General features: G+C 73.8%; 18 protein-coding genes. 8 read left to right on the top strand and 10 right to left on the bottom strand.

Annotated features, from left to right (window positions below; genetic code table 11):
* Nucleotides 1–49: 49 nt before the first annotated feature.
* From murD to rsmH, 7 genes are read right to left on the bottom strand one after another with little or no spacing between them, the layout of a single operon-like run.
* Nucleotides 50–1510 (bottom strand): UDP-N-acetylmuramoyl-L-alanine--D-glutamate ligase, encoded by a 1461-nt coding sequence (gene murD, locus DVA86_RS08250; protein ID WP_208876989.1) that lies wholly within the window; start codon nt 1508–1510, stop codon nt 50–52.
* Nucleotides 1507–2571 carry a phospho-N-acetylmuramoyl-pentapeptide-transferase gene (gene mraY / locus DVA86_RS08245; RefSeq protein WP_208876987.1) on the bottom strand — a complete coding sequence of 355 codons (1065 nt, stop codon included), beginning with the start codon at nt 2569–2571 and terminating at the stop codon, nt 1507–1509. Before mraY ends, murD begins: the two co-directional genes overlap by 4 nt.
* Nucleotides 2568–3974 carry a UDP-N-acetylmuramoyl-tripeptide--D-alanyl-D-alanine ligase gene (locus DVA86_RS08240; protein ID WP_208876986.1) on the bottom strand — a complete coding sequence of 469 codons (1407 nt, stop codon included), beginning with the start codon at nt 3972–3974 and terminating at the stop codon, nt 2568–2570. Before DVA86_RS08240 ends, mraY begins: the two co-directional genes overlap by 4 nt.
* Complete coding sequence (locus DVA86_RS08235; protein WP_208876984.1) at nt 3971–5770, bottom strand: UDP-N-acetylmuramoyl-L-alanyl-D-glutamate--2,6-diaminopimelate ligase; 1800 nt, start codon at nt 5768–5770, stop codon at nt 3971–3973. The genes DVA86_RS08240 and DVA86_RS08235 overlap by 4 nt, the downstream gene beginning before the upstream one ends.
* Nucleotides 5754–7940, bottom strand: coding sequence for a peptidoglycan D,D-transpeptidase FtsI family protein (locus DVA86_RS08230; RefSeq protein ID WP_208876982.1), 2187 nt, complete (start codon nt 7938–7940; stop codon nt 5754–5756). Before DVA86_RS08230 ends, DVA86_RS08235 begins: the two co-directional genes overlap by 17 nt.
* Nucleotides 7937–8314, bottom strand: a complete 378-nt coding sequence (ftsL, locus tag DVA86_RS08225; protein ID WP_208876980.1) for a cell division protein FtsL — start codon at nt 8312–8314, stop codon at nt 7937–7939. Before ftsL ends, DVA86_RS08230 begins: the two co-directional genes overlap by 4 nt.
* On the bottom strand, nt 8311–9270 hold the full coding sequence (rsmH, locus tag DVA86_RS08220; protein ID WP_208876978.1) for a 16S rRNA (cytosine(1402)-N(4))-methyltransferase RsmH: 960 nt from the start codon (nt 9268–9270) through the stop codon (nt 8311–8313). Before rsmH ends, ftsL begins: the two co-directional genes overlap by 4 nt.
* Nucleotides 9271–9657: 387 nt before the next feature.
* On the opposite strand from rsmH, the gene DVA86_RS08215 reads away from it, so the two are divergent.
* Genes DVA86_RS08215 through DVA86_RS08200 form a run of 4 tightly spaced genes read left to right on the top strand, consistent with a single transcriptional unit; the run spans nt 9658 to nt 15067 of the window.
* The gene (locus DVA86_RS08215; RefSeq protein ID WP_208876977.1) at nt 9658–10200 is read left to right on the top strand and encodes a beta-class carbonic anhydrase; all 543 of its coding nucleotides are present in this window, start codon (nt 9658–9660) and stop codon (nt 10198–10200) included.
* A gap of 33 nt (nt 10201–10233) precedes the next feature.
* Nucleotides 10234–11268, top strand: coding sequence for an AAA family ATPase (locus DVA86_RS08210; protein ID WP_208876975.1), 1035 nt, complete (start codon nt 10234–10236; stop codon nt 11266–11268).
* Entirely contained in the window at nt 11268–12689 is a 1422-nt protein-coding gene (locus tag DVA86_RS08205; RefSeq protein WP_208876973.1) for a DUF58 domain-containing protein, read from the top strand. The genes DVA86_RS08210 and DVA86_RS08205 overlap by 1 nt, the downstream gene beginning before the upstream one ends.
* Complete coding sequence (locus DVA86_RS08200) at nt 12686–15067, top strand: transglutaminase TgpA family protein (protein ID WP_208876971.1); 2382 nt, start codon at nt 12686–12688, stop codon at nt 15065–15067. The genes DVA86_RS08205 and DVA86_RS08200 overlap by 4 nt, the downstream gene beginning before the upstream one ends.
* Nucleotides 15068–15331: 264 nt before the next feature.
* On the opposite strand, the gene DVA86_RS08195 is transcribed toward DVA86_RS08200, so the two are convergent.
* The 3 genes from DVA86_RS08195 to DVA86_RS08185 all read right to left on the bottom strand — a co-directional run bounded on the left by DVA86_RS08195 (nt 15332) and on the right by DVA86_RS08185 (nt 17461).
* Complete coding sequence (locus DVA86_RS08195; protein WP_208876970.1) at nt 15332–15751, bottom strand: DUF3040 domain-containing protein; 420 nt, start codon at nt 15749–15751, stop codon at nt 15332–15334.
* A gap of 267 nt (nt 15752–16018) precedes the next feature.
* Entirely contained in the window at nt 16019–16774 is a 756-nt protein-coding gene (locus DVA86_RS08190) for a methyltransferase (RefSeq protein WP_208876968.1), read from the bottom strand.
* 153 nt (nt 16775–16927) lie between these two features.
* Nucleotides 16928–17461, bottom strand: coding sequence for an SAV_6107 family HEPN domain-containing protein (locus DVA86_RS08185; protein WP_208876966.1), 534 nt, complete (start codon nt 17459–17461; stop codon nt 16928–16930).
* Between the two features lie 186 nt (nt 17462–17647).
* Between DVA86_RS08185 and DVA86_RS08180 the strand changes: the two genes are divergently transcribed.
* The 4 genes from DVA86_RS08180 to DVA86_RS08165 all read left to right on the top strand — a co-directional run bounded on the left by DVA86_RS08180 (nt 17648) and on the right by DVA86_RS08165 (nt 23017).
* The gene (locus DVA86_RS08180) at nt 17648–18535 is read left to right on the top strand and encodes an ATP-binding cassette domain-containing protein (protein ID WP_208876964.1); all 888 of its coding nucleotides are present in this window, start codon (nt 17648–17650) and stop codon (nt 18533–18535) included.
* On the top strand, nt 18535–20625 hold the full coding sequence (locus DVA86_RS08175) for a YhgE/Pip domain-containing protein (protein WP_208876963.1): 2091 nt from the start codon (nt 18535–18537) through the stop codon (nt 20623–20625). Before DVA86_RS08180 ends, DVA86_RS08175 begins: the two co-directional genes overlap by 1 nt.
* A gap of 11 nt (nt 20626–20636) precedes the next feature.
* Complete coding sequence (locus DVA86_RS08170) at nt 20637–21251, top strand: TetR/AcrR family transcriptional regulator (protein WP_208876961.1); 615 nt, start codon at nt 20637–20639, stop codon at nt 21249–21251.
* A gap of 296 nt (nt 21252–21547) precedes the next feature.
* Nucleotides 21548–23017, top strand: coding sequence for a phytoene desaturase family protein (locus DVA86_RS08165; protein WP_208876960.1), 1470 nt, complete (start codon nt 21548–21550; stop codon nt 23015–23017).
* The last annotated feature ends 26 nt before the right edge of the window (nt 23018–23043 follow it).

The following is a 23043-nucleotide window of genomic DNA, read 5'->3' as shown; positions in this document are numbered from 1 at the left end:
CGTGTCCCCTCCTGGTCGCCCGCAGCCGCGGTCCGCGGGGACCGGCGGGCTACTGTTCGTCGGCGGTCCGGACGGTGGCCAGGGCGTGTACCGCCGCCGCGAAGGCCTCGCCGCGTCTGTTGTAGTTCGTGAACATGTCCATCGAGGCGCAGGCGGGTGCCAACAGGACCGTATCGCCGGGCTGCGCCAGCCGTGCCGCTTCGGCCACGGCCGCCGCCATCGCCCCAGTGTCGGTCCGCTCGAGATCGACCACCGGGACATCCGGGGCGTGTCGCGCCAGGGCTTCGCGGATGAGGTGGCGGTCCGCACCGATCAGTACGGCACCCCGCAGCCGCGCCGCGGACGCCGTGACGAGCCCGTCGAACGTCGCGCCCTTGGCCAGTCCGCCGGCAATCCAGACGATGGGGTCGTACGCGGCCAGCGAGGCTTCCGTGGCATGGGTGTTGGTGGCCTTGGAGTCGTCCACATAGCGCACGCCGCCGACATCCGCCACGTGCTCGATGCGGTGCGCGTCCGGCCGGAAGGCGCGCAGCCCGTCCCGTACGGCGGTGGGCGGCACGCCGTAGGCGCGGGCGAGGGCGGCGGCGGCGAGCGCGTTGGCGATGTTGTGCGGCGCCGGGGGGTCGACGTCGGTGACCTCGGCGAGCTCCTGCGCCTGCTGGTGCCGGCGCTCCACGAAGGCGCGGTCGACCAGCAGGCCGTCCACGACGCCGAGTTCGGAGGGGCCGGGCGTGCCCAGCGTGAAGCCGATGGCGCGGCAGCCCTCGACGACGTCGGCGGCGCGCACCAGCTCGCCGGTCGCCGGGTCCGCGGTGTTGTGCACGCAGGCGACCTCGTTGCCCTCGTAGACGCGGCCCTTGTCGGCGGCGTACGCCTCCATGGAGCCGTGCCAGTCGAGGTGGTCGGGCGCGAGGTTGAGGACGGCGGCGGAGTGCGCACGTACGCTCGGCGCCCAGTGCAGCTGGTAGCTGGACAGCTCGACGGCCAGCACGTCGTACGACTCCGGGGAGAGCACGACGTCGATCAGCGGGGTGCCGATGTTGCCGACGGCGGCGGTGCGCAGGCCGGCGGCCTCCAGGATGGCGGCGAGCATCCGTACGGTGGTGGTCTTGCCGTTCGTGCCGGTGACCGCGAGCCAGGGCGCGGCGCCGGGGCCGCGCAGCCGCCATGCCAGCTCCACGTCGCCCCATACGGGGACGCCCGCCGCCGCGGCGGCCGCGAACAGCGGGCTGTCCGGCTGCCAGCCGGGCGAGGTGACGACGAGGCCGGTGCCGTCGGGCAGCGTGGCGCCGTCGCCGAGCCGCACCGCGATGCCCTCCGCGGTGAGCGGTTCGGCGCGGGTGCGGTGCGCCTCGCTGTCGCCGCCGTCCACGACGGTGACCTCGGCGCCGTACCGGGCCAGGGCGCGGGCGGCGCTGATGCCGCTCACGCCCAGCCCGGCGACGGTGACCTGACGGCCCGTGAAGTCCTCGGCCTCGTCGGCGGGTCCTGGCACGGGTGCGGTGCTCATTTCGCCGCCGCCCACCCGGCGTAGAAGATGCCGATGCCGAGGATCGCGCACATGCCCTGGATGATCCAGAAGCGGACCACGACCAGGACCTCGGACCAGCCCTTGAGTTCGAAGTGATGCTGCAGCGGTGCCATCTTGAAGACGCGTTTCCCGGTCAGCCGGAACGAGCCGACCTGGATCACGACGGACATCGTGATGAGGACGAACAGGCCGCCGAGGATGGCCAGCAGCAGCTCGGTGCGCGAGCAGATGGCCAGTCCGGCCAGGGCGCCGCCGAGTGCGAGCGAGCCGGTGTCGCCCATGAAGATCTTGGCGGGCGAGGTGTTCCACCACAGGAAGCCGAAGCAGGCGCCCATGAGCGCGGCAGCCACGACGGCGAGGTCGAGCGGATCTCGTACCTCGTAGCAGGCGGGGCCCGCGGTGAGCTCGTTGGCGCAGGACTCCTGGTGCTCCCAGACGCAGATGAAGGTGTACGCGCCGAACACCATCACCGACGCGCCGGTGGCCAGGCCGTCCAGACCGTCCGTCAGGTTCACGCCGTTCGACATCGCGAGGATCATGAACAGCGCCCAGATGACGAAGATCACCGGGCCCAGATACCAGCCGAAGTCCTGGGTGAACGACAGCCGGGTGGAGGCCGGCGTCAGATTGCGGTTGTCCGCGAAGTTCAGCGCCAGGATCGCGAAGGAGACGCCGACGATCAGCTGTCCGGCCATCTTCGCCTTGGCCCGCAGGCCGAGGCTGCGCTGCTTGACGATCTTGATGTAGTCGTCCAGGAAGCCCACGAGACCCATGCCCGCGAACAGGAACAGCACCAGCACGCCCGAGAACGACGGCTCACTGCCGGTGAGCACCTTCGTGAGGACGTACGCGACGAGGGTCGCCAGGATGAACGCGATGCCGCCCATCGTCGGCGTGCCGCGCTTGCTGTGGTGGTTCTGCGGCCCGTCGTCGCGGATGAACTGCCCGTAGCCCTTGCGGGCGAGCAGTTTGATCAGCAGCGGCGTCCCGATGAGGGACAGGAAGAGACCGATAACCCCGGAGAACAGGATTTGCCTCATCTGGCAGCGACCTCGCCCTCGTCGAGCAGGGCGAGCGCGACCCGCTCCAGCCCAACCGACCGGGACGCCTTCACCAGTACGACATCCCCCGGGCGCAGCTCCCTGCGCAGCAGGTCGACCGCCGCCTGAGCGTCGGACACGTGCACCGACTCCTCACCCCACGAACCCTCGTTCTTGGCACCCATGTCGAGCCAGACGGCCTCCTGGCCGCCCACCGCCACGAGCTTGCTGACGTTGAGCCGGACGGCGAGCCGTCCGACCGCGTCGTGCTCGGCGAGCGACTCGTCACCGAGCTCGGCCATCTCACCGAGCACCGCCCAGGTCCGCCGCCCCCCGGCCATGGCAGCGAGCGCACGGAGTGCGGCCCGCACGGAGTCGGGGTTGGCGTTGTAGGCGTCGTTGACGACCGTGACGCCGTCGGCGCGCTCGCTGACCTCCATCCGCCAGCGGGAGAGTGTGCCCGCGGCGGAGAGCGCTTCGGCGATCCCCTCGACGGACATGCCCAACTCGCAGGCGACGGCCGCCGCGGCGAGCGCGTTCGACACGTGATGCTCACCGTACAGGCGCATGGTCACGTCACTGCACCCGGAGGGTGTGTGAAGCGTGAAAGCGGGGCGGCCTTGCTCGGTGAGCCGGACATTCTCGGCACGAACGTCCGCGTCGGCGGCCTCCCCGAAGAACACCACGCGCGCGCTCGTACGGGCCGCCATGGCGCGTACGTACGGATCGTCCGCGTTGAGCACGGCCACGCCGCCCTCCGCCGCCGGCGGCAGCGACTCCACGAGCTCGCCCTTGGCCTGGGCGATCACCTCGCGGCTGCCGAACTCGCCGATGTGGGCGACGCCGACGTTGAGCACGACGCCGATGCGGGGCGGTACGAGTCCGGTGAGGTAGCGGATGTGGCCGACGCCGCGGGCGCCCATCTCCAGGACGAGGTGGCGGGTGTCCTGCTCGGCGCGGAGCGCGGTGACGGGCAGCCCGATCTCGTTGTTGAGCGAGCCGGCGGGCCACACCGTCGGGCCCAGCCGCTCCAGCAGCTGCGCGATCAGGTCCTTGGTGCTGGTCTTGCCCGCGGAACCGGTGAGCGCGACGACCTGGGTGCCGAGCTTGGCGACCGTGTGCCGGGCGAGGGCCCCGAGCGCGGTCTCCACGTCGTCGACGACGATCGCCGGGACGCCGACGGGTCTGGTGGCGAGGACGGCCACGGCGCCGTCGGCGACGGCCTGTCCGGCGTAGTCGTGGCCGTCGACGCGCGCGCCGTCGAACGCGGCGAACAGGCCGCCCGGCACCACCTTCCGCGAGTCGATCACGACCGGCCCGGTGACCTCGGCGTCCGGGTCCGGTATGTCGCACTGCTGTCCGGAGACGACAGCGGCGATCTCGGTGAGGGAGAGGGGGATCATCGGTTCTGGTCGTCCGCCTGGGAGTCGTCCGGCTGGGATGTGTTCGCGGGGGATGCCACGGGCGGGGCGTCCGGCCGTGCCGCGTCCGGCTGCTGCTGCCCGCCCGGCTGCCCGGCTGCCTGCCGGGCAGCCCGCCGGGTCGCCTCGATGACGTCGCGCAGCACCTGCCGGTCGTCGAACGGGCGGACCACACCGGCGATGTCCTGGCCGAGCTCGTGCCCCTTGCCCAGCACGAGCACCGTGTCCCCCGGCTCGGCGCGGGCGACGGCCGCGGCGATGGCCGCCGCGCGGTCCTCCTCGACCAGGACGGTGCCGCGCTCGTACGCGGGGACCTCGGCGGCGCCGGCCAGCATGGTGGCCAGGATCGCCAGCGGGTCCTCCGTACGCGGGTTGTCGGAGGTGAGCACGGCGGTGTCGGAGAGCCGGGCGAGCGCCGCGCCCATGGCGTTCCGCTTGTGCGGGTCGCGGTCGCCGCCGCAGCCGAGGACGGCGTGCACGGCGCCGTCGGTGACCTTGCGTACGGCGTACAGGACGGACTCGACGGCGTCCGGCTTGTGCGCGTAGTCCACGACGGCGAGGTACGGCTGCCCCGCCTGCACCCGCTCCAGCCGCCCCGGCACGCCCGGTACGGCGGCGATGCCGTCGGCGGCGGTCTGCGGGTCGATCCCGGCCACGGCGAGCGCGGTGATGGCGGCGAGCGCGTTGGCCACGTTGAACGGGCCGGGGAGCGGCGCGACGGCGCGTACGGACACGTTCTCCGGGCCGACGGCGGTGAACGTGGAGCCGGTCGGGCCGACCTCGACGTCCTCGGCCCGCCAGTCGGCGTCCGGATGGCCCTCGGCGGAGAAGGTGGTGACCGGCACCTGGGACTCGCGGATGAGCCGGAAGCCGTACTCGTCGTCGAAGTTGACGACGGCCGCGCGCGACCGCGCCTTGGTGAACAGCTGGAGCTTCGCCCGGAAGTAGTCCTCCATGTCCGGGTGGAAGTCCAGATGCTCCGGGCTGAGGTTGTTGAAGACGGCGACGTCGAAGACGCAGCCGTCGACCCGGCCCAGCACCAGCGCGTGGCTGGACACCTCCATGGCGACCGACCGCACGCCCCGTTCCCGCATCACCGCGAACAGCGCCTGCAGCTCGGTCGCCTCGGGCGTCGTACGCTCCGACTTGAGCCGCTCGTCGCCGATACGGGACTCGACGGTGCCGATCAGACCGGTGAGCGAGCCGTCCTTCTCGGCGGCCTTCCGCAGGCCGCCCTCGATCAGGTACGCCGTGGTGGTCTTGCCGGACGTGCCGGTGATGCCGATCTGCAGCAGGTCCTCGCCCGGCTCGCCGTAGATCCGTGCGGCCAGTGCGCCCATACGGCCGCGCGGGTCCGGCACGGTGAGCACCGGCAGCCCGGTGGCGGCGGCCCGTTCGGTGCCGGCCGGGTCGGTGAGGACGGCGACGGCGCCGAGGCTCGCGGCCTGGTTGGCGAAGTCGGCGCCGTGGAAGCGGGCGCCGGGCAGGGCGGCGTAGATGTCGCCCGGCCGTACCGCGCGCGAGTCGTGGGTGATGCCGGTGGCCGCGGCGCCTCCGGCGGGCTCGTCCGCGGCGGGCGCTTCGATGCCCAGCTGCCGGGCCAGCTCCGCCAGCGGCGCGGGACGGGGCTGCTCCGGGCGGGGCGGCGCGGTGGGGTTCTGATCAGCTTGTGGCACGGCGGTGAGCGTACCGGGCGGCGGCTCGGTGTCGCGAAGCGAGGGGCGCGGCGTACGCGCGGGGTCCCGGCGGTTCCACGCACCGTCAGTGATCGTTCTCACGTGCTGCTCCGTGGCGTTCGTTCTGGTCGAAGAAGACGGGCATCGGACGGGGCTTCTCACCCGTCGGCGGGATCTGCAGGGACTTCAGCGAGAACTCCATGACCTGCTTGAAGACCGGGCCGCACACGTCACTGCCGAAGTAGCTGCCCTTACGCGGGTTCTGTACGGCGCAGTAGACGGTGACGCGCGGCTTGTCGGCGGGCGCGAAGCCGGCGAAGGAGGAGGTGTAGCCGCGGTAGCGGCCGGTCTCCGGATCCACCCGGTTGGCCGTGCCGGTCTTGCCGGCGACCTGGTACCCGGGGATGCGGGCCGCGGTGCCGGTGCCGTCGTCGCTGGAGACGACGGTCGCCAGCATCCGTGCCAGCGTGCCCGCCGTCTTCTCGCTGACGACGCGCCGCTTGTCCGGCTCGGGCGCGGCGGTGAAGCGCCCGTCCGGACCTTTCGTGCCGCGTACGAGGCTGGGCTCGACGCGGGTGCCGCCGTTGGCGATCGTGGAGTATATCGACGCGGCCTGGACGGCGTTGAGCGACAGCCCCTGCCCGAACGGGATCGTGTACTGCTGCGACGCCGACCAGTCCGCGGGGTCCGCGAGCAGCCCGGGAGTCTCGCCGGGGAAGCCGAGCCCGGTCTTCCGGCCGACGCCGAACTTCCGCAGGTACGAGTGCAGCACCCGGTTCGCCTGCGGCTGCGTCTTGCCGAGCTGTTCGGTGGCCAGGATGGTGCCGATGTTGCTGGACTTGGCGAGCACGCCGTTGAGGGTGAGCTGCCAGGTGGGGTGGTCGACGTCGTCGGCGAACGAGCGGTCGGCGCGCGGCAGCCTGTTGGGCACCGTCACATGGGTGCCGGGGGTCGCGGCGCCCTCCTCCAGCACGGCGGCCATCGACATCAGCTTGGATGTCGAGCCGGGCTCGAACGCGTCCTGGAGCGCGCCGTTGCCGAGGCTGGCGCCGTCGGCCTCACGGAGGCGGTTCGGGTCGAACGTCGGCGCGTTCGCCACCGACAGCAGCTCGCCGGTCGCGGTGTCCTGCACGACCACGTAACCGCCGTCCGCCTTCGACTTCTCGACCTGCTCGCTGATGGCGCGCTGCGCGGCCCACTGGATGTCCCGGTCGAGGGTCAGCTCGATGTCCGAGCCGGGCACGGGCGACTGCTCCTCCACGTCGGCGGTGGGGACCTGACGGCCGCCGGACTGGGTGTAGGTGATCTTGCCGTCCTCGCCCTGGAGCTTCTTGTCGAGGAGCGCCTCCAGACCGCCGCCGCCCTTGCCGTCGGCGCTGACGAAGCCGAGCACGCTGGCGCCGAGCTCGTCGTTCGGATAGACGCGCTTGGCGTGCTCCTCGGAGTAGACCCCGGCGAGCACGTTGGTGCCCTTGCCCTTGGCCGCCTTGTCGGCGAGCGCGCTCTTCAGGTCCTCGATCTGCCGCCACGCCTGCGGTGTCCGCTTCCGCGCGAGGACCGTGTACCGGGTGTCGCGCTGCGACAGCTTCTTCGCCAGCTCCCCGGTCTCCTCGCCGAGGATCGGCGCGAGCAGCGTGGCCGCCTGGGCCGGGGCGTCGGGGACGCCGGCCTGGTCGGGCCGGAAGAGGTACGGGTCGGCGGTGATGTCGTACGCGTCCACCGTGGTGGCCAGCGGCGTGCCGTCGCGGGCGGTCATGGTGCCGCGCTCGGCGGCGAGCGGCACGGTGATATAGCGGTTCACGGCGGCCTTGTCGGCGAACGCGCCCGCGTCGACCGCCTGCACCTGGAGCAGGCGGGCGGTGAAGATCAGCACGACGAGGGTGATGGTGAAGCCGATGAGGCGCAGCCGCGGGCGCGGCCGGGCGAGCCGGAGGGCGGTGCTTCCGTGCGGGCGTTCACCCGTACGTGCGGGGCGGTCCGTACGGGAGGCGCGCGCGGGGCGGTCCGTACGGGCGTCGCGGTCCGTACGGGAGCGGTCCGTACGGGAGCGGTCCGTACGGGCGTCGGTGCCGGCGCGCGCGGGGCGCGGAACGCGGCGGTCGGGGCGCGCGTCGCGCGGCGGCTCGCCGCGGGGGCGCTCGCCGCGGGCGTCGCGCTCGCCCCGGGGACGCTCGCCGCGCGCGCCGCGCGGGCGTCCGTCGCGCTCCCCGCGCGAGTCGCGGCCCTCGCGCTCCCCGCGTGAGCCGCGCCCTTCGCCCGGTCGTTCGCTCACGGCGCCCCCTGCCCGCCCTCGCCCGCGGCCGGTTCCGGCTTGCCGCGCACCGTGCCGTCGGGGTACAGGAAGGCGGGCGCGCCGCCGGGGACCATGCCGAGTTCGCGGGCGCGTCCCTCCAGGGCGCCGGGCGCGGAGTACGAGCCCACCTCCTGCTCCAGGGCCTGCTGCTCGTCCGTCAGCTCCTCGGTCTGCTGCTCGAGGTCGTCGAGCTGGAACGAGCCCTTGTTGAGCGAGGCGTTGAGCAGCAGGAGCGCGAGCAGCCCCGAGCCCAGCAGCAGCACCATCAGCAGGACGAACGGCGTACGCGCGGCTCTCGAACTCCCCGACGGGACCAGGCTCACCAGCCTGGCGAGGCGCTGCTGTGCGGTCATGGCTGTACCTCCCTGACACGCTCGGCGCCGCGCAGCCGTGCGGGGGCGGCGCGGCGGTTCTCGGCGATCTCGTCCTCGGTGGGCAGTTCGGCGCCGCGGGTGAGCAGCTTGAGCCGCGGCTGGTAGCGCTCGGGCACGACGGGCAGCCCGGCGGGCGCGGTGTTGGCGGCCCCGGCGGCGAGGACCCGTTTGACGAGGCGGTCCTCCAGCGAGTGGTACGCGAGCACGGCGATGCGGCCGCCGACCGCGAGCGCGTCCACGGCGGCCGGAATGGCCCGCTCCACGGCCTCGAGCTCGCCGTTGACCTCGATGCGCAGCGCCTGGAACGTGCGCTTCGCCGGGTTGCCGCCGGTCCGCTTGACCGCCTGCGGCAGCGCGTCGCGGATCACCTCGACGAGCCGCGCGCTGGTCTCGAACGGCTCCTTCGCCCGTTCCCGTACGACCGCCTCGACGATCCGCCTCGCCTGCTTCTCCTCGCCGTACGTGCGCAGGATGCGGACCAGCTCGCCCGGCGCGTACGTGTTGAGCACCTCCGCCGCGCTCACTCCGCGCGTCTGGTCCATCCGCATGTCCAGCGGCGCGTCCTGGGCGTACGCGAAGCCGCGCGCCGCCTCGTCCAGCTGCATCGAGGAGACCCCGAGGTCGAACAGCACGCCCTGCACGCGCGGCGTGCCGAGCTTGTCCAGCACGTCGGGCAGTTCGTCGTAGACGGCGTGTACGAGGGTGGCGCGGTCGCCGTACGGCGCCAGCCGCTCCCGGGCGTGCTCGAGCGCGGCGGGGTCGCGGTCCAGGCCGATCAGCCGGGCGGCGGGAAAGGTGGTCAGCAGCGCCTCGGCGTGCCCGGCGAGGCCGAGCGTGCAGTCGACGACGGTGGCGCCCGGTTCGGCGAGGGCGGGGGCGAGCAGGTCCAGACAGCGCCGCAGCATGACCGGGACGTGACGCTCGTTCGTACTCATGTGCCCTCTCAGGTCCGGCGGGCACCAGGGCCTGTCCGGCCGCACGTGCATCTTGGTCCCCGCCCGCTCTGCTGGGGAAGCTGCCTCTGGCGCCGGGGAAGGGGCGTCAGACGGCCCGGAGCGGGAGGAGGCCGAGCCGCACGTACGCGGCCGCGTACGCGAAGGACCCGGAATCCACGGGGAGTGCCACGCCTCCCACTTCGCGTCACTTTAGTCCACTACTCCCCCCGGTCAACCAACTGGTCAGGCGCGTCCCGGCAGCTCCGTACGGGGGCGCCCGGCGCGGGCGTACGACCTGTGGGTTACCTCACACGACGCTCCGTTGACCCGCCTTTGACCGGTCTCTCCGCGGGCCGGACGGCCCTGTGACCAGCTAACGTCGTAGGCATGTCCTCGTCTTCTGCGCCCTCCGCTCGCGAAGAAACCGTCACCGACCGTCTCGTGGCGGCCAACGAACGCTACGCCGCCGAGTTCACCGACCCCGGCATGGACGCCCGGCCCGTCCTGCGGGTCGCCGTGGTCGCCTGTATGGACGCCCGCCTCGACCTCCACCGTGCGCTCGGCCTCGAGCTGGGCGACTGCCACACCATCCGGAACGCGGGCGGCGTGGTGACGGACGACACAATTCGCTCCCTGACCATCAGCCAGCGCGCCCTCGGGACCCGTTCGGTGGTGCTGATCCACCACACGGGCTGCGGACTGCTCAACCTCACCGAGGACTTCCGGCACGAGCTCGCCGCCGAGGTCGGACAACGTCCGGCCTGGGCAGTTGAGGCTTTCCACGATCTCGACAGCGATGTCCGGCAGTCGATCGAACGGGTGCGGACCTCGCCGTTCCTTCCCTTCAGGGACGATGTGCGGGGCTTCGTCTTCGATGTACGGACGGGCCGGCTGCGGGAGATCGAGCCCGAGATCGAAGCGGAAGAGTGACGTAATCGCCTGCCACCGTGAACAATGGGCCAAGTGACAACGTATGACGAACACGTGAGCCTCAACGATCTGACGACCACCGCGGACGACGTGCGCCGCTCGGTGGAGAGCGTGATCGAGGGCAAGCCGGAGGCGGTGCGGCTGTCGCTGACCGTGCTGCTCGCCGAGGGCCATCTGCTGATCGAGGACGTGCCGGGCGTCGGCAAGACCATGCTGGCGAAGGCGCTCGCGCGCTCGATCGACTGCTCGGTGCGGCGCATCCAGTTCACTCCGGACCTGCTGCCTTCCGACATCACGGGTGTCAGCGTCTACGACCAGCAGCGGCAGGACTTCGAGTTCAAGCCGGGCGCCATCTTCGCCCAGATCGTCCTGGGCGACGAGATCAACCGCGCCTCGCCCAAGACGCAGTCCGCGCTGCTGGAGTCCATGGAGGAGCGGCAGGTGACCATCGACGGGCAGACGTACACGCTGCCCGACCCGTTCATGGTTGTCGCCACCCAGAACCCGGTCGAGATGGAGGGCACCTATCCGCTGCCGGAGGCGCAGCGGGACCGCTTCATGGCGCGCGTGTCCATCGGCTACCCGAGCCCGGCCGCCGAGCTGGAGATGCTCGACGTGCACGGCGGCGCCTCGCCGCTGGACGACCTGCAGCCGGTGGCGCACGCGCACGACATCGTGAAGCTGGTGGAGGCCGTGCGCGGGGTGCACGTGTCCGACCCCGTACGGCGGTACGCGGTGGACCTGGTCGCCGCCACCCGTACGCACCCCGATCTGCGCCTCGGCGCCTCGCCCCGCGCCACCCTGCACCTGCTGCGGGCGGCGCGCGCGGCGGCGGCGCTGTGCAGCCGCGAGTTCGCGCTGCCGGACGACGTACAGTCGCTGGCCGTCCACGTGCTGGCGCACCGGCTGCTGCCGACGGCGCAGGCGCAGCTGAACCGCCGTACGCCCGAACAGGTCGTCGCCGAGATCCTGCAGCGCACGCCCGTGCCCACCGGAACCGCGCAGGCCACGCCGGCCGTTCCGGCCACCCCGCCCGACTACGGCCGGCAGCAGCCGCGGGGCTACTGATGTCCGGCGGGCACAGTCCGGCAAGCGGCCAGGCCGGGGCGCGGGGGCAGGGCGCCGGCGTCCCGGGCCGCATCCAGGGCCAGGACCGGCCCGGCCCGGACAGCGGCCAGGTCAGCCCCGGCGCCCAGGACCCGGGCCGGCACAAGAGCTCGCTGCGGACCGCCCTCGGCGGCCTCACCACACGGGGCCGGTCCTTCCTCGCCGCCGGAGTGGCGGCGGCCATCTGCGCGTACATCCTGGGCCAGGCCGACCTGCTCCGGGTCGGCATGCTGCTGGCCGCGCTGCCGCTCGTCTGCGTCCTGGTGCTGCACCGCACCCGCTACCGGGTCGCGGGCTCGCGCCGGCTGGCCCCCGCACGCGTGCCCGCGCGCAGCGAATCGCGCGTGCACCTGCGCGTCGACAACGTCTCCCGGCTGCCCACCGGACTGCTGATGCTCCAGGACCGGGTGCCGTACGTGCTGGGGCCGCGCCCCCGCTTCGTACTGGACCGGGTGGAGCCGGGCGGCCGCCGCGAGGTCTCGTACCGCGTGCGCTCCGACCTGCGCGGGCGGTTCCCGCTGGGGCCGCTGCAGCTGCGGCTGACGGACCCGTTCGGCATGTGCGAGCTGACCCGGTCGTTCAGCGCGTACGACACGCTCACCGTCGTCCCGCAGGTCGAGCCGCTGCCGCCGGTGCGGCTGGCCGGCGAGACCAGCGGGTACGGCGACGGGCGGCAGCGCTCGCTGGCGCTGGCCGGCGACGACGACGTGATCCCGCGCGGCTACCGGCACGGCGACGACCTGCGCCGCGTCCACTGGCGTTCGACCGCCCGCTACGGCGAGCTGATGGTGCGCCGCGAGGAGCAGCCGCAGAAGGCGCGCTGCACGGTGCTGCTCGACACGCGGCGCGGCGCGTACACCGGGTCGGGACCCGACTCGCCGTTCGAGTGGGCAGTCTCCGGCGCCGCCTCCGTCTGCCTGCACCTGCTGGAACGCGGTTACGCCGTACGGCTGTTGACCGACACCGGCGCGATGGCGCCCGGCCCCGACGGAGCCAGCTTCGGCGGTGACTCCTCGGACACGGCGGGACTGCTGCTGGACACGCTGGCGGTGGTCGAGCACTCCGCGGAGCACGGCCTGGCCCGCGCGCACGACGTCCTGCGCGGGAACACGACGGGCCGCGAGGGGCTGCTGATCGCCTTCGTCGGCGATCTCGACGAGGACCAGGCCGCGCTCATCGCGCGGATGCGGCAGCGTACGAACCGGGCGGTGGCGTTCGCCGCCCAGGCCGCACACCCCGGGCTGGGCCCGGAGACATACGAGGCCGCCATGCGGGCACTGGCCGAGTCCGGCTGGACCGCGCTGCCGGGCGGGCCGGGCACCTCGCTGCCCGCGCTGTGGCGGGACGCGGACAACGCCGTGGTGAAGGGGCTGGACCGATGAGTGGACGGGCGCGGCTCGCGGTCTGCGCGGCGGCGGCGACGATCGCCGCCGCGTGCGCGCTGCTGCCGCTGGTGACGCCGGCGACCTGGCTGCTGCAGGCGGCGGCGCTGGTCCTCGTACAGACGGGCGTGGGCGCCGCGGCCCGGCGGGTGCCGCTGGCACGGCCGCTGACGATCGCGGCGCAGGCGCTCGTGTCGCTGGTGCTGCTCACGGCGGTCTTCGCGCCGCTCGAGGCGTTCGCGGGCGTCGTGCCGAGCCCCGAGGTGTTCCAGCGGTTCGCGGACCTGCTCAACGCGGGCTCGGACGACGTGAGCCGGTTCGCGATACCGGCGCCCGTCACCGACGGCATACGGCTGATGCTGGTCGGCGGCGTGCTGGCCATCGCGCTGATCGTGGACGCGCTGGCGGTGACGTACCGCAGCGCCGCCCCCGCCGGACTCCCGCTGCTCGCCCTGTACTCGGTGGCGGCCGGGCTGTCCGAGGGCGGCGCGCGCTGGCTGTGGTTCGTGTGCGCGGCGGGCGGCTATCTGCTGCTGCTCCTCGCGGAGGGGCGGGAACGGCTGTCCCAGTGGGGCCGCGTCTTCGCCGACCGCTCGCGCCCGTTCGGGAAGGCCCACCAGCCGGGCAGCGTGACGGGGCCGGCCGTGGCGCCGGTGCGCACCGGGCGCCGGATCGGGGCGCTGACGCTGGGCATCGCGCTGGTCGTGCCCGCGCTGCTGCCGTCGCTGAGCGGCGGGCTGCTGGACTCCGTACGGGACCGGGGCGGCGGCGGGAGCGACAACAGCACGGTCTCGGCGGTGAACCCGCTGGTGGCACTGCAGGACAGCCTCAACCAGCCGGAGAACCGCACCGTGCTGACGTACGGCAGCAACACCCGGTCCCCCGACGAGATGTATCTGCGGATCGTCGCCCTGGACCAGTTCGACGGCTCCTCCTGGAAGCCGTCCGAGCGGCGCATCACGGAGGTCCCGGACCCGCTGCCGAACCCGCGCGGGCTGGCGCCCGAGGTCCGTACGGACACCATCCGCACCAACATCAGGGCCGCCGACTGGTACGCGCAGAACTGGCTGCCGATGCCGTACCCCGCCAGCCGCGTCCAGGTCGACGGCCGGTGGCGGTTCGAGCCGGAGGGCCGGACGCTCGTCGGCGACCGTGGGCAGACCACGCAGGGCGCGGAGTACGACGTGGAGAGCCTCACCGTACGGCCCACCGCGCGGCAGCTGGCGCAGGCCGGGTCGGCGCCGGAGTCGGTGGCACGCGAGTACACGGAGGTGCCCGACTCGCTGCCGTCGATGGTCCACCGCGAGGCGGAACGCATCACGCGCAACGCGGACAACGACTACGAGCGCGCCGTCGACCTCCAGCAGTGGTTCGCGGAGGACGGCGGCTTCACGTACGACACGGAGGTACGGGCCGGCAGCGGATCGGCCGCGATCGTCAACTTCCTGGAGCAGAAGGAGGGCTTCTGCGTCCACTTCGCGTTCTCGATGGCCGCGATGTCCCGCACCCTGGGCATCCCCGCCCGGGTCGCGGTCGGCTTCACGCCCGGCAGCTCGCAGAGCTCGGGGCGGATGGCGGTCGGCCTGCAGGACGCGCACGCCTGGCCCGAGCTGTACTTCGAGGGCGTCGGCTGGACACGCTTCGAGCCGACGCCGACCCGCGGCTCCGCGCCCGTGTACGCGCAGCCGGACGCGCCGGACATCGACGACGGCGCCGACGACGAACTGCCCGCACGCCCCGAGGACTCGCAGGAGCCGAGCCCGGCGCCCTCGCAGTCGGAGCAGTGCACGGCGGAGCAGAAGCGGGCCGACCCGCAGTGCGGGCAGCTCGCGCCGCCGACGGACAGCGGCTCGTCGGGCGGCGGCTTCCCGCTGCGTATGACGGTGCTGCTGGCCACGGCCGGTCTGCTGCTGCTCGGCGTACCGCTGCTGCCCATGCTGTGGCGGACCAGAGCCCGTTCGAGACGCCTCGCCGCCCGCGCCGGGCCACTCGCCGCCTGGCGGGAGATGCTCGACTCGGGCTGGGACTACGGCGTCCCGCCGGACGAGTCGGCGACCCCCCGTACGGCCGCGGCGCGGCTCGCCCGCGACGGCGAGCTGGGGCCGGAGGCCGCCGCGGCGGCGCACCGGGTGGCGCTCGCGGTGGAGCAGGTGCTGTACGCCCGCGAGCCGCGCCCGGCGGACGGGCTCGCCGACGACGTACGCCAGGTCCGGCAGGCGCTGCACGAGGCGGCGTCGAAGCGGCGGAGGGCGCGGGCGCTACTGCTGCCACGTTCGTCCGTTCGGGTGACATGGGCGGTCTCGGCGGGCTGGACGGCGGCATCGGAACGGTGGCGCGGACGGCTGCGGCTCCGCTTCGCGACGGGCCCCCGGCAGTGACGGCCGGGGCCACATCCCAGCCGATCCGGCACTTGAGGACGGCCCGAAGCGGCCACGACGGGCACCCGGCCAGGCTGCCCGGCTGAACGCACGTACGCCGTGGCCAGGGCCGCGTCGGGCGCTCAGCCGCCGCGGACAGCACGACGGGTGGGGGCCGCCTCCCTGAGAGGCGGCCCCCACCCGTACACCGTTTACGGAGGAACCTGACGGTCTGAGGAGCGCGGACGCGCGCTCAGCGCGCCCCGCCTGCCTTGTACGCCGCGGCTAACCCTGCTCGTCGCGCCGTCGCTGCCAGCGGTCCTCGATGCGGTTCATCATCGAGCGCCGCTGCCGTGGCTGCCGGCGCTGCCGCGTGCCGGCGGGCGACGGCGGCGCCGCCGCGGAGCCGCCGCCGGACTGCTCCTCGCCCGGCTTGGGCGCCTTGCGCCAGCCGGTCACGGCCAGCACGGCGCAGCCGAGCATGACGAGGAAACCGACGACGCTGATCCAGATCTGCTGCGCGACCATACCGGCCATGAGGAGGGCGATACCCACGAGAAAGCCCGCCACTGCCTGGTAGACCCGCTTGCGGGTGTACGTGCGCAGCTCGCTTCCCTCGAGCGCTGTCGCGAATTTGGGATCTTCGGCGTACAGCGCTCGCTCCATCTGCTCGAGCATGCGTTGCTCGTTCTCAGAGAGCGGCACGGCGTCCTCCTACTCGTCGGTCGCGGGGGCGACCGGGTGCGACCCTTCAAGGATAGGCAGGGAATCGCCCCCGTGAAACCCGCCCTCTACGCCAATTCCTCCCACCTGCACCGGGATGCCGGGCAGTGGTGATGGTCGGTGTATTCCGTGCATTCCCTCACCGCCTTTCCGTCATGCCGGACGGTGTGCCTCGATCATACGGCGCGTAGCAGACAATCGGGCGGGCTGTGGCATAGCGCACGACCCCCGCCGCCGCACCGCGGACCGTCAGCGCGGCCCCACCTCGGCCAGCACGTGCAGCTGGCTCGCCACCGAGTGGAACGCGGGCAGTTCGGACGCGGCGGCCTCGAGCCGGGCGAGCGCCTCCTGCGCGTCCGGCTCGGTGTCCACCAGCGCGCCGGGCACCAGGTCCGCGAAGACGCGTACGCCGTGGACGGCCGCCACCTCCAGGCCGGTGCCGGTGACCAGCTCGGTCAGCTGCTCGGCGGTGAACCGGCGCGGCACCGGATCGCCCGCGCCCCAGCGCCCGTCGGCCGCGGTGAGCGCCTGCCGCGCCTCGGTGAAGTGGCCCGCCAGGGCGCGCGCGAGCACCGCACCGCCGAGCCCGGCGGCGAGCAGGCTGAGGACGCCGCCGTCGGTGCGCAGCGCCGCGACCGCGTTGCGCAGTCCCTCGGCGGGGTCGTCCACGTACTCGAGCACGCCGTGGCAGAGCACCGCGTCGGAGCCGCCGCGCTCGGCGACCTCGAACAGTCCGTGTGCGTCCCCCTGCACACCGCGCACCCGGTCGGCCACGCCGGCCTCGGCCGCGCGGCGTTCCAGGGCGAACAGCGCGTTGGGGCTGGGGTCGACCACCGTGACGCGGTGGCCGAGCCGGGCGACGGGCACCGCGAAGTTCCCGCTGCCGCCGCCGGTGTCCAGGACCTCCAGCACGTCGCGGCCGGTGGCCTTGACCCGCCGGTCCAGCGCGTCCTTCATGACCTCCCAGACCACGGCGGTACGGATGGAAGCGCTGGGGCGGGACATGGCGGAGCTCCTCGGCGGCTCTGGTGCTGGCGCTCCCAGCCTATCCGGCACGGACGCCGCCCGGTGCGGCCCTGCGCGGCCGCCCGTACGGCGATCCGTACCCGTGCCGCGGCCCGTACGCGATCCGCATCCGTACGGCGGCCCGTACGGGCGTCACCCCGCGCGCGGGTGCACGTGGGGCATGCCGTGCGTCATGCCGTGCCGGAGCGTGCCGTCCGCCGGCGGCTCGTCCACCGGTGCCACCCGCGGCTGCGGCAGCGCGGGCTGCGAGACGAGCATCCGCTCCACCATGCGCAGGAACGCGCCGGCCGCGCGGACGAGGTCGTCCGCCTCCCGCCAGCTCGCGGCGCCCTGGATGCCCGCCTCGGCGCGGGCGCGGCGCTGCGCGCCGGAGGCGAACAGCACGCACCACTCGGTCAGTTCGGGTGCGGCCTCGGGCAGCACCTCCCAGGCGCTGCGTATGCGGTGTCTGCGCCGTTCACTCGTCTCGGGGCGGCCGCGCACCGCGAGCACGGCGGCGGCGGTGCGCAGCGCGGCGAGATGGGCCGTGGCGTACCGCTCGTTCGGCGTCTCCATCGCCACGGCCTCGTCCAGGCCGTGCTGCGCCTGGGCCAGCAGGTCGAGCGCGGCGGGCGGGGCCGCGGCGCGGCGCAGGACGGGGTGGACATCGTTCGGGGGCCCGTGCATGGCGAACCTCCTGCAGTCGTCTGACGGTTCCGATGATTCGGCCGTATGTGCACATCGTTGCTCATGCCACTGACAATCCACTCTGACCTGCACAAACGCCCTTTGCGAGGGCGCTGCCCGCACGAACTCTCCGCATGCGGCATACTCTTGTACTGACCGGTCAGTACAAAAGAGGACCGACAGGGAATGGGGAGAGCAGCCGTGCGCGAGGAGACCAAGGGCGGCGTCGCCGTCTCGGCCGCCGGACTGGAGCTGAACGGCTCGCGGGGCACGGTGTTCCGGGACGTCGCGGTGGAGGCCGGACCCGGAGCGCTGATCGCCGTCGACGGTCCTTCCGGCTCAGGACGCAGCTGTCTGCTGCTGACGCTCACCGGCCGCATGCGGCCCACCGGCGGCCACGCGGAAGTGGGCGGCCACCGGCTGCCCCGGCGGGCCGCGGCGGTGCGGCGGTTCAGCGCGCTGGGCCCGGTGCCGGGCGTCACCGACCTCGAACCGGCCCTGACCGTGGCCGAGCACCTGCGCGAACGCGCCCTGCTCCAGCGCCGGTTCGGCGCCCCGCTGCGCGCCCTGCTGACGCCACGGCGGGAGCGTACGGCCGCCGCACGCGCGCGGCTCGACACCGCGCTGGCCGCGGCCGGGCTGGACCTGGACGCGCTGCCGAAGGGGCCGCGTACGCGCGTACGCGATCTGGATCGGCTGGAGGCCTTCCGGCTCGGCACCGCGCTCGCGCTCACCGGCGAGCCGCGGCTGCTCGCCGTGGACGACGTGGGGTTCAAGCTCCCGGCGGACGACTGCCGGGCGGCGTGGTCGGTGCTGTACGGGGTGGCCGCCGCCGGTACGACCGTGCTGGCCGTCGGCACGCCGCCGCCACCCGGCGGAGGCGCGCCGGAGCCGGAGCCCGCGGGTGGCGTGGTCACGGTGCGGACCGGCCGCCCGCAGGCCGACCCCGAGGCAGGCACGGGCCGTACGGCGGACGCGGAAGCGGCGGACGCAGACGCAGACGCGGCAGACGCAGACGCAGCAGACGCGGAAGCGGCAGACGCTCCCCGCACCCCCGCCGAGGAGCGCGTCTGATGCGGGCCCCGAAGCTGGCCGCGCTCGAACTCCGGCGCTTCAGCCGCGGGCGCCTCCCCCGCGCCGCCATGGCCGCGATGCTGCTGCTGCCGCTGCTCTACGGCGGGCTCTACCTCTGGTCGTTCTGGGACCCGTACGACCGCCTCGACCGGATACCCGTCGCGCTGGTCAACGACGACCGCGGCGCCACCGCGGGCGGCGAACCGCTCCGCGCCGGCGACGCGCTCGTGGAACAGCTGCGCGGCAGCGACACGTTCGACTGGCGGGAGACGAGCGCCGCAGACGCGCGCGCCGGTGTGGAGGACGGGCGCTACCAGCTCTCGCTCACCGTGCCCGCCGACTTCAGCGAGCGCCTCGCGTCCGGCGCGGGTGACAGCCCGGAGACGGGCGCGCTCAAGGTGCGGACGAACGACGCCAACAACTACCTCGTCGGGCAGATCTCCCGCACCGTCTTCTCCGAGGTGCGCGCCGCCGCGTCGAGCAAGACCGCGCGCGGCTTCTTCGACCGGATCTTCATCTCCTTCTCCTCCCTGCACGACCAGACGCAGAAGGCCGCCGACGGCGCCGACGAGCTCGGTGACGGCATCGGCAAGGCGAAGCGCGGCGCGGGCGATCTGGCCGGCGGGCTGGACGACGCGGAGGAGGGCAGCGGACAGCTCAAGGACGGTACGAAGGAGCTGTACGCCGGCTCCGGCAAGGTCAAGAAGGGGGCGAGCCAGGTCGCCGGCGGGACCCAGAAGCTGGCGGACAAGGTGAACGGGGCGGCGCGTGAGGTCCGTCCGTTCCTGCGCGAGCACGACGACGACATCGGGATCGCGGCGCGGGCCGTCGCACGCGGCAGTACGTCGCTGAAGGAGAAGCTGGACGGGCTGCCGGCCACCGCCCGCAAGGCGCGCACCGATTCGCGCCAGGCGGAGCAGGCACTGTCCGCGATCTACGAGGAACGGTGCGGGACTTCGCCGCCGGCGGGTGACGGCGGTGCCGGGTGCCGGGACCTCAAGAAGGCCGTGGACGCCGCGGAACGGTCCGCGGGCGTCGCGAAGAAGGTCAACGATCTCGTCAAGGACCGTCAGAAACTGGACGATCTCGGCCGGGACCTCGACACGCTGCACACCCAGGCGACCGCTCTCGCCAAGGCCGCCCCGCATCTGGGCGACGACCTCGACCAGGCCGTCAAGAAGGTCAACAAGCTGAACGAGGGTGCGCACAAGGTCTCCCGCGGCACGGCCAAGCTGCACACCGGCCTGTCGGCCGCCAAGTCCGGTGCGGCGTCCCTCGACACGGGCCTCGGCAGGCTCTCCACGGGGGCGGACAGCCTGCGCGGCGGGATGTTCCGGCTGGCCGACGGTTCCGTGGAGCTCGCCGGCGGGCTGCACAAGGGCGCCGACAAGATCCCGGACTACGACAAGCGGCAGCGCGACGACCGTACGGGCGTCATGGCCGACCCGGTCGGGCTCACCTCCGGTGCGCTGCACGCCGCGCCGAACTACGGCACCGGCTTCGCCCCGTACTTCATCCCGCTGTCCCTGTGGGTCGGCGCGATGGTGGCGTACATGCTGCTCCAGCCGCTCAACCGGCGCGCGCTGGCGGCGGGCGCGCCCGCCTGGCGCATCGCGCTCGCGGGCTGGCTGCCGGTGGCGGCGATCGGCGCCGCACAGGCCGGCGTGCTGCTCGGCGTCCTGCACTGGGGGCTGGGCCTCCAGATGGCGCGCGGCGCGGCGACGGCGGGCTTCCTGCTGCTGGTGACGGCGTGCTTCACGGCGCTCGTGCAGCTGCTCAACGCCCGTTTCGGGCCGGCCGGGAGGATCCTGGTGCTGGCGCTGCTGATGCTCCAGCTGACGTCCGCCGGCGGCACGTACCCGGTGCAGACGAGCCCCGGCTTCTTCAGCGCGCTGCACCCGTTCCTGCCCATGACGTACGTGGTCGACGGGCTGCGGCATCTCATCACCGGCGGCGGGCTCGGGCCGGTCTGGCAGGCGTGCGGGGTGCTGGCGGCGTACACGGCGGGCGCGTTGGCGCTCACCGCGCTCGCGGCCCGCCGCCGCCAGACCTGGACCGTCGACCGCCTGCACCCGGAGATCAGTCTGTGAGAATCGGCACCATGGACACGACCAGCGCCCGCCGCAACGCGACCCGGCAGAAGCTCTACGAGGCGGCGGTCACGCTCATCGCCGAACAGGGTTTCTCCTCCACCACCGTGGAGGAGATCGCCGACCGCGCGGGCGTCGCCAAGGGCACCGTCTACTACAACTTCAAGAGCAAGACCGAGCTGTTCGAGGAGCTGCTGCGGCACGGCGTCGCGCTGCTCGCCGCCGACCTCCGGCACGCCGCCGACAAGACCGCCGCCGAGGGCGGCAGCCGGGTCGACGCGCTGGACGCGATGGTCCGCGCCGGGCTGCTGTTCATCGACCGCTATCCGGCCTTCACGCAGCTGTACGTCGCCGAACTGTGGCGCACCAACCGCGCCTGGCGCTCGACGCTGACCGTCGTACGCCGGCAGGTGGTCGCGGTCGTCGAGACGGTGCTGCGCGCGGGTGTCGAGGAGGGCGAGCTGAGCGGCGAGATCGACATCCCGCTGACGGCCGCGGCCCTGGTGGGAATGGTGCTGGTGGCGGCACTGGACTGGCAGTCGTTCCAGCCGGAGCGCTCGCTGGACGACGTGCACGGCGCGCTGTCTCTGCTCCTCCAGGGACGCGTCGGCGGACGCGTGCCGTAAAGCACACGCCCGCCGGCGCCCCCCGTGCCCCCGTTCCCCGTATCCCCCGGCTCGCGCCCCCCTTGGGCGAGTGCCGGACGGGCCGCCGCGCCATTCCGCCGCCCCGTGCCGGCGGTGCGGCGCCGCGCCCCTTCCTGACGCACACTCTTCCGTCCGGGCAGGTCGCAGACCATCCGTGCGGCTACTCAACCCGTTGCCTAGGTATCCGTACTCATGGGTAGTCACCCGGGCCCGGGTGCCCGGTACGGTCCGCCCGCCCGTAGCGGCGGCATATGCGGGCGTTAGAGTCGCTGGTCATGGCACGTATTGCGGTGACCGGCGCGGGTCTGGGCGCCATGGCGGCGGCGGCCCGGCTGGCCGTGGCCGGGCACGAGGTGACGGTGTACGAGCGGACGGAGACGTACGGCGGCGGCGTACGGCAGTACGCGCGCGACGGCTTCGCCTTCGACACCGGCCCGGGGCTGCTGCGGCTGCCCGCCGTCTACCGCGACCTGTTCGTCAAGACCGGACGCGAACCCCTGGAGCAGTGCGTCGAGTTGACCCGCGTCGACCCCGGCGTACGGCACCACTTCGCCGACGGCGGCAGCGTGACCCTGCCGAGCATCTCGCGCGGCGGCATCGCCTCGGCGCTGGACGCGGCCCTGGGCGCGGGGTCGGGCGAGCGCTGGAACGCGCTGCTCGACCGCGCCCGTACCGTCTGGGAGGCCACCCGCCGCCCGCTGCTGGAGGAGCCGCTGCTGCCCGGCGCGGACCGGGCGGCGCCACTGGGGCGCGACCCGTACCCGCATCCGGCGGCGCGCGGGCGCGGCTTCCTGCGCCGGCGCGCGGGGCGTACGGGCGGTGGCGGGCGTCCGGGACGGGGCGGGCGTACGGCGACGACGCTCGCCGACGTCGCCGCGGCCGAGCTGCGCGACCCGCGGCTGGTCGCACTGCTGGAGAGCCACGCGCGCGCGTACGGTCTCGATCCGGCGCACACGCCCGCGAGCGCCGTCGTCCTCCCGTACCTGGAGCAGACGTTCGGCTGCTGGTACCCGCACGGAGGGACGCGCGCGCTGGCGCGGGCGGTGTACGAGCGCTGCGTGGCGCGCGGGGTGGAGTTCCGCTTCGGCGCCGGGGTGCGGCGCGTACGGGAGGCGGGTGGCCGGGCGGCGGGCGTGGAGCTGGCCGACGGGCGTACGGAGCCGGCGGACGTGGTGGTCGCGTGCGGGGGTGTGCCGGGCGCGGGCGCGGAAGCGGGGCGCGGGAGCGAGTCGGGGAGCGCGCGCTTCACCGTGCTGCTCGCGCTGCGCGGCGCACGCCCGCGTGATGCCGTACACCGCACCGTCGTTCACACGCCGGAGCGCATGGTGACCGTCCTGCGGCCCGACGATCCGGCGCTGCGCCCGGACGGCGCGCACGAGTCCGCCGTCCTCACCACGGCCGTCCCGGGCGGCCCGCTGGAGGCGCCGGAGCGGCTGGCGGACGAGCTCGTGGCCGCGGCCGACGCGGCCGGACTCGGCCTGGGCGAAAGGGTGTTGTGGCGCGAACACCGCACGCCACCGGACTACGAGGCGGAGACCGGCTCCCCCGGCGGCGTGGTCCCGGCGCCCGCGCTGGCTGGCGCGGACGGGGCGTTCCTGCGGGCGCCGAACCGGGCGCCGCTGGACGGTCTGTACGTGGCGGGCGGCTGGTCGCACCCGGGCGGCGGGCTCGCGCACTCGGGCATGTCGGGGGCGCTGGCGGCCGGGCTGATCGTGGAGGGCGACGACTGGCGCGGCTCGCAGTAGCACCAGCCCCCGGCGGGCGGATCAGC

The sequence above is a fragment of the Streptomyces armeniacus genome (assembly GCF_003355155.1).
Taxonomy (GTDB): Bacteria; Actinomycetota; Actinomycetes; order Streptomycetales; family Streptomycetaceae; genus Streptomyces; species Streptomyces armeniacus.
This window is presented reverse-complemented; position numbering and strand designations above follow the sequence as displayed.

What these genes read in the sequence shown, in the direction of transcription:
- murD (WP_208876989.1), bottom strand. Translation starts at nt 1,510, where the DNA reads ATGAGCACCGCACCCGTGCCAGGACCCGCCGACGAGGCCGAGGACTTC.
- mraY (WP_208876987.1), bottom strand. Translation starts at nt 2,571, where the DNA reads ATGAGGCAAATCCTGTTCTCCGGGGTTATCGGTCTCTTCCTGTCCCTC.
- DVA86_RS08240 (WP_208876986.1), bottom strand. Translation starts at nt 3,974, where the DNA reads ATGATCCCCCTCTCCCTCACCGAGATCGCCGCTGTCGTCTCCGGACAG.
- ftsL (WP_208876980.1), bottom strand. Translation starts at nt 8,314, where the DNA reads ATGACCGCACAGCAGCGCCTCGCCAGGCTGGTGAGCCTGGTCCCGTCG.
- rsmH (WP_208876978.1), bottom strand. Translation starts at nt 9,270, where the DNA reads ATGAGTACGAACGAGCGTCACGTCCCGGTCATGCTGCGGCGCTGTCTG.
- DVA86_RS08215 (WP_208876977.1), top strand. Translation starts at nt 9,658, where the DNA reads ATGTCCTCGTCTTCTGCGCCCTCCGCTCGCGAAGAAACCGTCACCGAC.
- DVA86_RS08205 (WP_208876973.1), top strand. Translation starts at nt 11,268, where the DNA reads ATGTCCGGCGGGCACAGTCCGGCAAGCGGCCAGGCCGGGGCGCGGGGG.
- DVA86_RS08200 (WP_208876971.1), top strand. Translation starts at nt 12,686, where the DNA reads ATGAGTGGACGGGCGCGGCTCGCGGTCTGCGCGGCGGCGGCGACGATC.
- DVA86_RS08190 (WP_208876968.1), bottom strand. Translation starts at nt 16,774, where the DNA reads ATGTCCCGCCCCAGCGCTTCCATCCGTACCGCCGTGGTCTGGGAGGTC.
- DVA86_RS08185 (WP_208876966.1), bottom strand. Translation starts at nt 17,461, where the DNA reads ATGCACGGGCCCCCGAACGATGTCCACCCCGTCCTGCGCCGCGCCGCG.
- DVA86_RS08180 (WP_208876964.1), top strand. Translation starts at nt 17,648, where the DNA reads ATGGGGAGAGCAGCCGTGCGCGAGGAGACCAAGGGCGGCGTCGCCGTC.
- DVA86_RS08175 (WP_208876963.1), top strand. Translation starts at nt 18,535, where the DNA reads ATGCGGGCCCCGAAGCTGGCCGCGCTCGAACTCCGGCGCTTCAGCCGC.
- DVA86_RS08170 (WP_208876961.1), top strand. Translation starts at nt 20,637, where the DNA reads ATGGACACGACCAGCGCCCGCCGCAACGCGACCCGGCAGAAGCTCTAC.
- DVA86_RS08165 (WP_208876960.1), top strand. Translation starts at nt 21,548, where the DNA reads ATGGCACGTATTGCGGTGACCGGCGCGGGTCTGGGCGCCATGGCGGCG.